Below are 13,571 nucleotides of genomic sequence, written 5' to 3' on the forward strand. Positions count from 1 at the left end.
AGAAAATAATGATAAAGCTGATCACAAAGATCGTCGAAATGATCAAACTGAGGGTGTAAAAACTCTCGATCAACCTACTTGTCCTTTCAAATATTCAACTACTAACTTTGTTTCTGCTTCGCGCATCAAATGCTTGAATAAAACCGTCCAATCACTATAGCGATCTAAGTTTTCCTGAGTAACAGTCTGTGATACCACCTTTAATTGAATTGGAATTGGAACTGCTAACTCTGAAATTGTTTGCTCAGTTTGTTGATTTAAGAAATTTAATACTCTTTCAGGTTGATTAGGGGATATAACGATGAAATTTCCATTTCCCAGGAAATAAATGAATTCTGCAGTCAAGCGACTTTCTTTTAAGGCCTTACTGAGCTTGCGCATGGCTTTTAAATATTCATAATGATGAAATTCCTTAAATTGTTGACTATTTTCCCAGCGCACCAAGGTTACCGTCGTGTGAAAGTTCATCTGTTTCATTTTCTTAATGATCCGAATTTGACGCCGGTAGAGTTTAATCGCATTATAAGTCGTTTGCAACTTTACATGCGGATTATAATGTGCCAAGTAGCGATTAATTGACCGCCGATCATTTTTCATAAACTTTAATCTAATTAAATGCTGACTAGCATAATTAACCAATAGCACTTCAATTGGAAAAATTACCAATACAATCAGTTTGATTGCGGTCGGTAAGATCATATATCCCAAAAACAAATATGCCATGCTAATCGTGGTTAAAATAATCATTAGCCAACTAACTAGGATATTTGGCAAAATAAATCCTGTAATCACTGCTAACACTAAAATTGCAGTTATTCCATTACTAATATTGTTAGTACAGTAAATTGAAGCCCATCTCACTAAGATCAATGGGAACAAAATTGCTAGCAATAAATCACAGGGCATGAAGAAATTCTTTTTTCTGTCCATTTCAGTCTCTTTTTTTCACATCTATATCTAATTCACTCATATATCTTAATTTAGAGTACTACCCACTATAATATCTTACTAATAGTAATTTTTGAATATTAAATTGCTAATTTCTGCAAAAAAATACAGCCATCTCCATTAGATGACTGTATTCCTAAAAGAATCGCTATTTATTAAGCTCAAAGTAAATTAGTTCTTCACAACATCCTTTGATCTTAACCATTGCTTTTGATTACCAATCCGGTAAATTCGCTTGCTGTTAACTTTCTTAGTAGCCTTAACTTTCCAAGTAGTACCCATCTTTACTTTTTCACCAGTAGTATGGTTCTTGGCGTTAACAACGTTAACCTTTTGATTCTTAGAGTCTTTGACGACAACAAAGATCTTGTCGCCTTTCTTAGCAACCGGATTAGTTGGTTCAACTTCAGCTGAACCTAAAGGAGCAGCCGTAGACGCAGCATTTACAGTACCAATGCCAACTAAACCTAAACTAGCAACAAACGTAATACTTGAAACAGCTTTGATTAAGTTCTTAACGTTTAACATTTTAACTACCTGCGATTCTATAACTCTTTCTCTTTACACTTTTATTATAAATTAACTGTTATTCAATTCAACCCTGATGAATTTGCATTCAGCCTTACAGAAGCCTCATTTTATACGCGTATAGTTTATTCGATGTTAGCGCTAACATTTATGCTTTTTCTGTTATTTTTTATTACTAAAGCGCTCAACACCGGGATTTACCAAATACTATACGAAGCTATAATTACCCATAATTTGGAAATTTTTACTAACTGAGTTAGTAAAAGATAATAACTAATATAGGCAGCAAGTAATCATAAGACAAGAATTTTGCTCAAAATCACGCGAGTTATTCTATACGATATTTTTAAATAAAAGATAATCATTGCCGTTTTCTGGCAATGATTAACGTTTTTCTTATCGTTGAGTGTTATATAACGTTATCACTGAAACAACATCAATTGGTTGGATGGAATAGGCATGACCTAGATCAAGTACTGAATTCATAACTGACGGTCTGCCATCAATATGGTTTAAGCCGATAGCATGACCTAATTCGTGTTCAGCAACATCAATCCGCGATTGAGGATCAATAATTCTCATGTAAAAATCATTCAAGCGAAATTCAGATGAACGAGTATTTTTTGTGACTCGGCGTTCAATTTCTTCACCAGCCCAGGTTGTTTGGCCGTAATTTCCATCGTGTAAATAAATATAGGCTTGTTGTGGCTTAGCAACTTGAATGAATTTAACGGCGCCGGTTTGGTTCCAAGCAGCTAAGGCTGCTTCAGTTGCCTGTCGATCTTCTGCATTACTAGTTCCCACATAGATCGTAGCTACCGGAATTCTAAGCTTCGAGGCTTTGATTTGCTTTTTGACCCGGTGATGCTTTTTCTGTCGATCAATCTTGATTTGTTTCTTTAAGCGTTTCTTTTTATGCTGCTTCTTTTTGGCCTTTTTGGCTATCTTGTGACTAGCAGCTTGAACAGGTTGTGTGGTCTGCTCGGTCGTCACCACTCCCATACCGCCTAGCAGCATCAAGACGATGATGATTTTCTTCCAAAATTTATTTATTTTCTTCATCTTTGTCTACAACTTTCTATTATGTCTAAATCATAAGCTTTACTGCAGGACAAAGTCAATTAACGATCATTTACACCGAGATTTTGCCTCATTTCTTCCTATACTATGGTAGAATCTATGTGTTATTCTTTTTTAACGGAGAAAATAAATAATGAAGAAAAATTACACTGCCATTGGCATTGGCCTGCCATTGACTTTGATTTTGGCCTTCTCAATTGTGCTTCATGCCAGTTGGGTAAATCACGTTGATCATTTCTTCCAGCAGCTTGTTCATTTTAGTCCTAACTTACAAGGAATTATGTTAAAAATCTCTTTCCTTGCCTCCCCTAAAATGGATTTGGTCTGGATGTTGATCATTGTCATCATTTTATGGATTAAACACCAAAAACCGCTGGCGCTGAATCTACTTGTTTTACTAATCAGTGCCGATGCAGTTGGTTGGGTCATCAAGCACCTCATTCAACGTGCACGTCCAATTCAACATTTGGCAATTGATGACGGTTTTAGTTTTCCAAGTGGTCACACTTTAGGACTATCAATTTTAGTTCTGTGGTTCATCATGATTTTCTTGCCAGTATTTTTGAAAAACAAAACCACCCGCATTTGGGTTGATATCTTATTAGCAGTGATTTTGGTAATTGAAATGATTTCGAGAGTTTATCTTTATGCTCACTACCCAACTGATGTCTGCGGCTCAGTTTTAGTCTCTTGGACCTGGATCGGAGTTGTTGAACTGCTCTGGCAAAAATTTACACCAAGAACTAGTAAAAATAATTTTTAAATCAAAAGAATGATCAAACTGAAAAATGTTTGATCATTCTTTTTTCTTCTATTGATATGGCCAATCAGTTAACCGATCTTTTTCGGTAATTTTTCGTAATACCCGCGCTGGTGTACCCACTGCCAAAGAATGAGCCGGAATATCTTTAGTGACGACACTACCTGCACCAATCACACTGCCTTCACCAATTGTTACTCCTGGACAAACTGTGACACTACTTGCCAGCCAACAGTTATCTTCAATAGTAATTGGTGCGCCGTATTCAATATCAGTATAAGTCCCATCTTTTTGCAAACGAACATTTCTTTGCTCAGGAAGTAATGGATGCAGTGGCGTCGCAATCGTGACATTTGGACCAAACATGACATTATTTCCAATTGTCACAGGACAAGTATCTAAAATCGTCAAATTGAAATTAGCATAAAACTCTTTGCCGAGATGCGTGAATTGACCATAGTCAACTTGAATTGGACCTTGCAAGTAAACGCCTTTACCATGATCAGGAAACAAGCGATCAATAATTGCATTTCTTTCTTCCTTATCGGTATCTGCCAACATATTGTAATCCCGGCATAGACGATGGGCTAAGCGAGAAATCTTTTGCAATTCTGCTGTACCAGGACGATAAGCCTTACCGGCTAGCATATTTTTGGTATTTTCTTCCATTTTAGTATTGCACCTCTTTTTGATGTTTTGCTTTTATTATATCAAATATATTGATGATTACCCTTATACGGCTATGAATTATTATCTATATACTTTCGCTTATAGTTATCCGTATATTAATAATTAAAAAGTTAATTTAGCGATGTTTCCAACATCTTTGCTACAGAATAATTTTTCACTTATTTAACAAAATAAATATTAATATCCGTAGTCATATACATCTAAATATAAAGTACCGTATTCTTATACTTACCAGTATCAATATTCATATAAACTTTAAAACGACGTGATTTGGAGATTTTTTGCTTCCAAATGACGTCGTTTTTATTAAATTCTTCTCAATTGTTGGCACTATGAAATATCTAAAACCATAATGCTACATATAAGTATCCATTTTACATATATTCAGCCATGCACTATTATAATATATGTATCTTTACACGTATCTTTAAAAATATAAATACAAGTGTATTTACAGTACTAAATATATGTATTTCATAATGTACAAAAAAGGGGCGATAGATCAACGTTTTGTGACCTATCGCCTTCTTAATTTTTATTTTATTGTCAACTTAAATCTTTTATATCAAACAGTGATAAGCTATCATTCAAATCTTGCCCAGCATGGGTAAAGTCAATCGAAACATTACCATTATCACGTTGAACCTGCATGTCCTTGGCACTTTCTTCCAAGGACTTGAGTCGTTCTTTTTCTGCCTTTTGATCGCGATCACGATCTTCCTCAGACTTCATGTAGCCCATTTTAAGGAGTTGCATGTCCTCTTTGTCTTCTGGTGTCAGGAAGCCTTTTTTGCTTACTTCTTCGTATACGTGCAATAATTGCGCAAATTGAGCGTGTTTATATTGCGTCAAGGACTTTAAATCAGAACGATGGAAAGCAGTCCGCCGTGAGCGTTTATGCAGCTTATTTGGCAAGAAATATGAGTGCAGATGGCCTTCTTTATACTCCTTAGCACAAGTACCCAAAGTAAAGCCGTAAAAACGGTCTAAAGCTCTAAATTTCTGCTTATCCGTCAAATATGGGTTAGATTTGATGTAATAAACGGAATTCGTATCTTCAATACTACTGTCATAGTAAACATCTTGCTGATTATTCTTTTCAGGCACCCAAGTGAAGATATAAGAATCAAGCTTGCGCCCTCTAACACCTTTACGGTAGTTCTTAGTCACCTTAAAATTCTGGAAATTAGCACACAATTCCTCAATACACAGACTAAGAACACGTCGGTCGATATCTGTAGGACGGTAAGACTTCGGAATTTGCAGCCGTTTTCTGAAATCGTCGATTTTATATTCCTTGTGTCCCACGGTACGCCACTGCTTCAATAATCTGAACAACTTACGCGAATAATTGGAATGAAGACGTACATATTGCGTAATTGAAAAGCGTGTCCAGTGTTCCAAATGGTTAAATAAATATTGAAAACTATCACTTACTTCTACACTAGTCTCAAGCGTATCAGTGTCTACTACCGATCTTTTGAAGATATTTTCTCGAATTTTGTTGATGTGTCCGGTATTTTTATCTTTTTCTTCTTTAGACAGCTGTATTGTGAGTAACCGAGAAAAGGTATCATCAACATTTTTAGCAATTTGTTTGTTAGAAATATGACTGTTGTAGCCGACTTCACGCTTAATCTGATCTGGAGAAAGTGTAATTCGGTTACTACCTTGATCCTTTACTTGCGCAGCAATTAGCCAAAAGATATTACTATTTATTTCGGGTAGGCTATCAATTGGCTCAAAGATAGGATCATCATTGAAGCGATTATCAATCTTAATTATCTTTTGTACAGGTCTTTTTCTAATTGCCATAGGTGAATCTCCAATTAACGACTTTCATAATCTGTAACGTCGTTCCTTTTATTTAAGGTAAATATAAAGCATTTCAACAGTAGAAACAACACTTATTAGCAAATTTGCTCCATGAGATGTCACCCTTATTAAAATTCGTTCCATACGACGTCACTTTTATTCAAAAATAACTCCATAAGACGTCGTTTTTAATTCATTTTCTAAATTTAATCCATATGATGTCACCCTTATTACTCCACATCACGTCGTCTTAAATAAAATCTCCATGAGCCGTCACCCTTATTAATTTTCAAAATCGGGTCAAAAAAATTAGCAAAAATTACAGTTTTCAACAGTTTTTCATGATTTTTAGCTTGCCTCAAATTTACAACATGTAGTGTTTTCTAGCATATTTTTAGCTATTCTTAAAAAGAAGCTCCATAAGATGTCCCCCTTATTCAAAAATTACATTAAATAAACGACCTAAAATGGGAAAATAGTTCTTTTAGAGACTTATTTAGCGCTATTTTATTTAAAAAAGGGGTAATTCTAAAAATAATCTCCACGTGGTGTCACTCTTATTAATACTAACTCTACATTTCTGAGAATTGAGTACTCAAATATTGGATATATTTAAAAAGAGCACCACAATATGTTGTGTCCATAAGGCGTCACTCTTATTAAAATGGAGCTAGTTTTGCCTAAATTACTCCATATGACGTCACCCTAATTTCAAAAATTGTGGATAACTAGGCTCCATGAGATGTCGCCCTTATTAAAATCTCGAAAATCGTCTCTCCATCAGACGTCACCGTTAATACCATAAAGCGTCGTTTAATAATTCCACATTGCGACACTGTTATTAAAAAGTACTCAATATGTTGATACATCAGGCTTTAAAGCTATTTTGACGCTATTTTGGCTTCCATGAAACGTCACCTTTATTAAATTAAGCAAAAATTGCCGAGCTTTGTTGATATTAAAGGGATTAGAGCATGTAAATCACGCACTAGTACTCCACAAGACGTCGTTTTTCAATTGCTGTAGCTTAAGCATATCAAGGCCTCCGCGTCATGCTAAAAGGATGTTAAAGGGTTTAATTAAAGGGTATATATAAAATGGTTATTAAATGACTTTCACTACAAACCGCCTCACTTGCAATATTGACCTTAAAACGTAAGTAAATAGTGAACTGCGAATTAACTCATAATTTTGTTAAATAAAATCATGAACAACAATTGGTTACAAATAAGACATTCAAAACAGCTGCCTAGCTAAATGCTTTTTAATTCTTAAATAAAGCAATTGAAGTTTTAACTTTAAATAAAAATAAAAGCCAGATACATAAGTAAAAATACATGTATCTGACTAAAAGCTTTAGTTATCTTTGTTTTGTTCGATCCACTCATCAAGAAAGGCACTAGTTGAAGTAAAACCATGACGTTTAGCTATTCTATTAAGTGCTTTTCTATTACTTGGTTTTAAAGTAAAAGTAAATGGTTTAACCTTCTCTTTTTGAATAGGTGTTTTAGTGGGTAGTGAGTAATTGATAGTGGGTTGGGGTACTTCTTGAACTTCTGGTTTATTATTAAGTGCTTCTGTCATCTTTTCATGGGTTTCTTTACCATTTTGAAAAGCATTTTTCTTTGGTCTATCGAATGCCATATTTATAACCTCCAATATGTTTATACATAACAGATATATTATACCAACAAATATAAGTATAAGTACATTTATATTTAAAAGCTTTAGAAAAACAAAAGTTTATTGAAAACTAATTTGTACGGATATAACTATTTATATGTAAAATAATATGTATAAGAATAATAAAACATACAAATATATATAGACGTCTAAGTATAAAGCTATTGGTAAATATAGAGATAATAATATGAAAATGTACTAATATAATAAGAAGTAGGTTAATACATATAAATATAAATATGCGTATTCTATAAAAGCTGATATATCAACATATGATAGATATTTTTCGAAAACAAAAAAGAAGCCAAAGAATAGTTTTAGCTTCTTTATTTTTATAATTTATCTTCAATTTGCTTAAAAGTTTTGTTGAAATCTTGGAAGAAATTATAATTTCTATTGTAGGTTCTAGTATCTTCCATCATTTCAACTACCGGTGTTTCATCTAGATTAGAACGGTTGAACAATTCTTTATCTGGAATAACAGCTATCACACTGTCGTCATCCTTAATACTTTCTAACATTTCATTAGAAGAAGAGGTATTACGTTTAATCATGTTAGCGATAAAGTAAAGTTTCGCAGTAACATAAGTTTCACCGGTACTGAACTCAATTGCTTCTTTTCGTAAGTCTTCAATCCGGTCTTCTAGGTTATATTTGGCATCAAAACCATGCTTACTTGGTGTAATAGGGCTGAGAATATCATGACTTACAATAATCGCATTCTTAGTAGCGGTAGAGAAGTCTGGGTGACAATCAATAATAATATAGTCATAATCGCCAATACCCACCTTGTCATAATTGTTGTTAAGCCACATGTAAAGACGCATGTTTTTGTTAGTCATGTTTTCAATATTAGTTTCAATGTCGTCTAGGTGCATGTTACCGGCAATTAGATCAATATTTTCTTTAACATGGTTAATAGTTACATTGTCTTCTTGTAAAAAGATGTTAGCTACGGTACCGATATCCTTATCAGCATAGACTTCATAGGTTTGACTTAAATTGCATTGATGGTCAAGGTCAATGAAGAGTATCTTTTTGCCATTTTTAGCAAGCCGTTCACCGAAGTTGTAGGCAAGAGTGGTTTTACCTACGCCTCCTTTGATGGCAGCAAATGAGATTATTTTCATAATACGCTTCCTTTTCAATTTAATCTGTTAATAGCATCATAACACAAAGTCTAATAATGTGGCCATTAATAATTATACTTAACACTACAATAAGAAATATAAGGCTATAGATAAATATAAGTATACAAATAAATATACTAGCTAATATAAGCATTAAGAAAAGGCTGGCCTAATGCAATTAATAAGCGTTTTGCATCTGAAAAAGTAAAGTTTATTGCGTTGACAAAATTTAAAATTAGTATAAATCTAAATATAAGTGTAAGTATATTAAAGTACATAATTATAAAGTACTAACAGAAGTATAAAACTAACCAAAGAACGAAAAACATCTATCTCTAATTATGATAAATGTGTTAAAATATGGGTATGAAATTACAAAAGAATGATGCCAATTTACAACAAATTGCAAGGCTTATCAAAGATGCTTTTGATAAAGATACCGATCTTACTAAAGACCAAGTTTTTATGTCTCGTTATGATCATAGTGACAGTTACGGCATCTTAGATAAAAACAAATTACAAAGTTATATCATGGTTAATCCATTTCCTGCGCGTGTATTCACACAAAAGACGAAAATGGCAGGCATTGGGTATGTTTCTTCAGATAAAACTGCTCGCGGAAAGGGGAATATTACGGTATTAATGCGAGAAATACTGAAAGATTTGCATCAAGAAGAGATACCTTTTGCAAATTTAGCATCATTTTCAGAAAATTTTTACAGGCAATATGGCTTTGAAGATACTATTTATCAAAAGAAGTATGTATTTACGAATAAGGCTTTGCCATATCTGCGTACTATTACTGACGGAAAAACTATTACTGGTACATGGAGCGATTTATTAGTTCAGAATGGTGCTGCACAGTTATACGAAGTTCCGATGCATACTTCAGATGAGCGCAATACAATGAATCGTGAATACTGGTGGTGGAACCGCATGGAAAAGTACTATCCTGAACGCAATTTGGCAGTGTACTTTGGTAGAGTGGGTTTACCACAGGCATATATGTTTTATCATGTTAAGAATGATACCTTTTTCGTTGATGAAATGTATGCAGATGCTGGTGATGGCATTAAGGGATTACTGACTTACATTAAAGAAAACTATGCTGACTGCGCTAGATTTGAGATACTCATGCCAGAAGAAAGCAAACTTGAAAACTTCTTTACTGAGCAAAGGGTTCTAGAAATCGGCATTAAACCTTACATGATGAGTCGGATAGTTGACTTTGAAAAGATTATCTCATGCATGAAAGTGGTTAATTTCGGTAGTTATACGATTCGTGTAACAGGAGATGAATTGTGCCCTTGGAACAATGGTACTTGGCAAATTACTAATGATCATGATGGGTATCGGGTTAAAAAAGTTTCAGCCAGTGCTGACTTTACCGGAACCATTAATTCCTGGACTAAGGTTCTACTGGGGGATATGATTCTGCACGATGCAATTAAAGCTGGTGAGATTGCGGGAGATCATTATTCAAAGCTTGAATTTGTCAAAGGTACTGTCAGCTTTTATGATTATTTTTAAATTGAAAAAAGCAAGCTAGAAAATCTGCTAAAGTCTGATCTAACTTGCTTTTTTATATATACATAAGTATTAAGATTAATATAAATATAAATATAAATATAAATATTATGTAAAGCATAAGTACATTCATATTAATTAGCCAAAAATTCGTTTTCAGAATTCATTCTAATTAAGAACGCATCAGGGTATCTTTTTTCTCTCCTCAAAATCGTTATCTTCGACTTTTTTAAAAAAAGAATTAACTAACAAGAAAAAATGATTATAATATTTTTGGGAAATTTTTTATTTGGAGATAGAAATGAATTTAAGACATCAAGTGATAACTATGATTGGTGCGGCATTTTGCGCCAGTCTCTTTTGTTGTGCGGGCAGTCGTTCGCAGACTGTTAAGGCTGAAGTGACAAGTTCTTTTGTTAAGAAGGCCCTGACTGAGGCTCACATCAAGGGGTCAGTTGTTGTGGTGCAGGATGGCAAGGCCAAAACAGTTAACGTGGGGTATGGATATTATAAGCGCAAGCTAGATAATGGCAGTTCTAAGTTAGTTTATCCTTTGGGTTCTTTGCAAAAGGCAGTTACCGGTGCCATGATTACGCAACTGATTTACCAAGGAAAGCTTTCACAAAATACCAAGATTTCTCGCTGGTATCCATTATTGAAACATGCCAAGCATATTACCGTTGGGCAATTGATGACACACACTTCTGGCTTAAATATGAGTGGTAGCGAACAAAGTCATGGTATCAAGTTCTCTGAGGCAGGAGCAATTAAGTGGACTGTTGCCAAATTAGATCTGACACCACGTTCTAAGGTAAATGATTTCAACTACAGCAATGCAAATTATGTTTTACTAGCAGGAATTATTCGCAAGGTAACGCATAAATCCTATGCTGCCAATGTTAAGAGCCGGATTATTAAGCCGTTGAAACTTCATCATACGTATATTTATAAGGATATTCCTCGTAGAAAGACAGATGCGATTTCTTATTACGGTAGTCATAAAGGTAATTATCGTGATCCGCTTTATGCTAACCAATATACGGTGACACAATTGCCAGGTGCCGGGAATCTTTTCTCACAGCCAGGTGACTATTTGAAGATCATCAAGGGTTTAAGTAATGGAAAAATTCTCACCGAAAAGCAATATCATTACATGACTCATTTGAAGTCCAAGAAATCGACTTATTCAGGTGGCCTGTATCTTAAGAAGCATGGTGACCTGCAAGTGGCTTATGGCAACTTTGGAGGAACCCATTTTTCAAATTGGATTCAATTAACATCTGATAATAAAAATGGAATTGTGCTCTTCTCGAATCAAACGCAAAATAATAAGAATAAAAATCGTGCAGTAGGGTACAAGATTTTAAACAAGATTAAAAAGAATACTTTTGTTAAAAGATAGTAATGAAAAAGCAGCTTAGATTAACGATTCTAAGCTGCTTATTTTATCATTAAAAAATGATTCACGTGAAACAACGATAATTTTTGCCTAATTTTCATTAGCGGCATTAACTGCGTCGATCACGGCATGACGTAAACCATTCTTTTCTAAACTAGCCACGCCCTTAATTGTAGTGCCGCCAGGTGAACAAACTTGATCACGTAGAAGAGCAGGAGCAGTCTTGGTCTCAAGAGCTAAAGTTGCCGCACCTTTGACCATACTAGCTGCAATTTGGTTAGCTTGGTCACGTTTTAAACCATTTAGCACTCCAGCATCCGCGAGAGCGTCAAGAAAGACATCGACAAAAGCCGGCCCACAACCACCGATTGTGCCAGCAATACTTAATTGTTCTTCTTTGACTTCGATCACATCACCTAGGTCAGCTAACAGTTCTTTGATTGCGGTCTTACTTGTTTCATCAAGATCCTCCGGCAAATAAGTAGCAATCGTACCAGCATTAATGGCGACTGGAGTATTGGGGATGATGCGGGCGATTTTTGCTTCAGGTAAAATTTGATCTAGCTCTGCCATGGAAATGCCAGCAGCGGCAGAAATAATTGTAGCAGATGAAGTAGCTGGTAGATCCTTTAACACCGCTGACGTAATCTTAGCTGGCGTAGTTAAGATGATGAAGTCAGGCTTTAAATTAGCCAAGTCAGTCATTGAATGCACGAGTTTGAAGTTAAACTGCTCAGCTAATTGATCGACACGCGGGTTAACCGGATTTTCACCAATTAGGTCATATTTTTTAGTTCTGAATAAACCTTCCATTATGGCGCTACCCATTTGACCAACGCCGACAATTGCAACTTTTTTCATTGAGAATTCCTTTCTATCGCTAAAAATACTATAGTTAGATTATGAGCAAAAAATTGTTGAGAATACAAGGTGAAATTCATGCAAGAACGAAAAGATAAACGCAATGACGTTTTCATCAGCAAAAAGATGTCTTACTGCTTGCGGCATAATCCAGACAAATATGGCTTGCAGCTTGATGAATATGGTTTTGTTGATTTGCAAGATTTTTTGAAAGCAATGAATCGCATGCATCATTTTCAACCAAAGCTGACGGAAATGAAAATTCGAGAAATCATGCAAGCTAGTGACAAGGTGCGTTTTGAAATTAAAAACGGTAAGATTTGTGCTCTTTACGGTCATTCTGTACCAGGAATTATTAAACGTCAAAAGGCCACGCCACCAGATGTCCTTTACCATGGCACAGCGCATCGCTTCTTAGCAAGTATTGAAAAAGAAGGACTGCTGCCAATGGGACGACAATATGTGCACTTGTCGACTGACATAGCGATGGCCGAATCAGTGGGTAAAAGACGTGATCAACAGCCAGCAATCTTAATGGTTGATGCTAAGCAAGCCCACGCTGATGGAATTGACTTTTATGTTGGTAATGATGAAGTGTGGTTATGTGATCAAATGCCAAGTAAGTATTTACACCAAATAAAATAATTTTAGATTTTTTCTTGACACATTCAAACGATCGTAATAAGATAATGACAACGAAATTAATAAAAGCTTAGAAGAGATGAGTAATCATTCAGAGTTTCCACAGAGAGTCGAGTGAGGTGCAAGTCGATGTTACCGAGAATGATGAAGATGGTCTCTGAGCTGTTTAAAATGCAAGCCATGTTTGGTAAGCAATTTACGTTTAACGATCGTTACCTCGTTCGAGTATGTCCCGAGTAAGGAGTACTTAGTAAGGACTTTGTTGTGAAGCAAAGTTGAAGTAAGGGTGGTAACACGTTTTAGAAGCGTCCCTAGGAAAGCTAATTACGGCTTTTCTGGAGGCGCTTTTTGCTTACCAAAATTAAAAAGGAGGATTAACCATGGAGAGAATTGAAGACAAACACGCAGTGTTAAGCAAAGAAAATATTAAGACTGGCCTTAAGCGAATGTGCGTCTTGATCTGGTTAGTCCTAATTATCATTGGGCTAGTAGTAGTGAAATAGGCAAA

General features: G+C 35.0%; 13 protein-coding genes. 5 read left to right on the top strand and 8 right to left on the bottom strand.

The window, feature by feature from the left end; translation table 11 throughout:
* Positions 1-69 precede the first annotated feature (69 nt).
* The 3 genes from EJK17_RS03800 to EJK17_RS03810 all read right to left on the bottom strand — a co-directional run bounded on the left by EJK17_RS03800 (position 70) and on the right by EJK17_RS03810 (position 2,538).
* Positions 70-930, bottom strand: coding sequence for a hypothetical protein (locus EJK17_RS03800; protein ID WP_103661277.1), 861 nt, complete (start codon positions 928-930; stop codon positions 70-72).
* Between the two features lie 189 nt (positions 931-1,119).
* A complete protein-coding gene (locus tag EJK17_RS03805; protein ID WP_127796218.1) occupies positions 1,120-1,476 on the bottom strand; it encodes a hypothetical protein in 357 nt (118 codons plus the stop codon).
* Between the two features lie 396 nt (positions 1,477-1,872).
* Positions 1,873-2,538: a matrixin family metalloprotease gene (locus tag EJK17_RS03810; RefSeq protein WP_103661278.1), complete on the bottom strand. Its 666-nt coding sequence runs from the start codon at positions 2,536-2,538 to the stop codon at positions 1,873-1,875.
* A 148-nt stretch (positions 2,539-2,686) separates the two neighbouring features.
* On the opposite strand from EJK17_RS03810, the gene EJK17_RS03815 reads away from it, so the two are divergent.
* On the top strand, positions 2,687-3,319 hold the full coding sequence (locus EJK17_RS03815; protein ID WP_103661279.1) for a phosphatase PAP2 family protein: 633 nt from the start codon (positions 2,687-2,689) through the stop codon (positions 3,317-3,319).
* Positions 3,320-3,367: 48 nt separating this feature from the next.
* Here the strand turns inward: EJK17_RS03815 and EJK17_RS03820 are convergent, their stop codons facing one another.
* From EJK17_RS03820 to EJK17_RS03835, 4 genes are all read right to left on the bottom strand, one after another.
* A complete protein-coding gene (locus EJK17_RS03820; RefSeq protein WP_103661280.1) occupies positions 3,368-3,985 on the bottom strand; it encodes a sugar O-acetyltransferase in 618 nt (205 codons plus the stop codon).
* Between the two features lie 567 nt (positions 3,986-4,552).
* Complete coding sequence (locus tag EJK17_RS03825) at positions 4,553-5,821, bottom strand: replication initiation protein (RefSeq protein ID WP_103661281.1); 1,269 nt, start codon at positions 5,819-5,821, stop codon at positions 4,553-4,555.
* Positions 5,822-7,177: 1,356 nt separating this feature from the next.
* Positions 7,178-7,465 carry a hypothetical protein gene (locus EJK17_RS03830; protein ID WP_103661282.1) on the bottom strand — a complete coding sequence of 96 codons (288 nt, stop codon included), beginning with the start codon at positions 7,463-7,465 and terminating at the stop codon, positions 7,178-7,180.
* Between the two features lie 371 nt (positions 7,466-7,836).
* Entirely contained in the window at positions 7,837-8,634 is a 798-nt protein-coding gene (locus tag EJK17_RS03835; RefSeq protein WP_127796219.1) for a ParA family protein, read from the bottom strand.
* A gap of 360 nt (positions 8,635-8,994) precedes the next feature.
* Between EJK17_RS03835 and EJK17_RS03840 the strand changes: the two genes are divergently transcribed.
* Both EJK17_RS03840 and EJK17_RS03845 read left to right on the top strand, forming a co-directional pair.
* On the top strand, positions 8,995-10,164 hold the full coding sequence (locus EJK17_RS03840) for a GNAT family N-acetyltransferase (protein WP_246011970.1): 1,170 nt from the start codon (positions 8,995-8,997) through the stop codon (positions 10,162-10,164).
* A gap of 325 nt (positions 10,165-10,489) precedes the next feature.
* Positions 10,490-11,563 carry a serine hydrolase domain-containing protein gene (locus EJK17_RS03845; RefSeq protein ID WP_127796227.1) on the top strand — a complete coding sequence of 358 codons (1,074 nt, stop codon included), beginning with the start codon at positions 10,490-10,492 and terminating at the stop codon, positions 11,561-11,563.
* A gap of 87 nt (positions 11,564-11,650) precedes the next feature.
* Here the strand turns inward: EJK17_RS03845 and proC are convergent, their stop codons facing one another.
* Entirely contained in the window at positions 11,651-12,421 is a 771-nt protein-coding gene (proC, locus tag EJK17_RS03850) for a pyrroline-5-carboxylate reductase (RefSeq protein ID WP_103661284.1), read from the bottom strand.
* Between the two features lie 78 nt (positions 12,422-12,499).
* On the opposite strand from proC, the gene EJK17_RS03855 reads away from it, so the two are divergent.
* Both EJK17_RS03855 and EJK17_RS12005 read left to right on the top strand, forming a co-directional pair.
* Positions 12,500-13,066, top strand: a complete 567-nt coding sequence (locus EJK17_RS03855) for an RNA 2'-phosphotransferase (RefSeq protein ID WP_103661285.1) — start codon at positions 12,500-12,502, stop codon at positions 13,064-13,066.
* 377 nt (positions 13,067-13,443) lie between these two features.
* Entirely contained in the window at positions 13,444-13,566 is a 123-nt protein-coding gene (locus tag EJK17_RS12005) for a hypothetical protein (RefSeq protein WP_255409167.1), read from the top strand.
* Positions 13,567-13,571: the final 5 nt, after the last annotated feature.

Source organism: Lactobacillus xujianguonis, from assembly GCF_004009905.1.
Classification (GTDB): domain Bacteria; phylum Bacillota; class Bacilli; order Lactobacillales; family Lactobacillaceae; genus Lactobacillus; species Lactobacillus xujianguonis.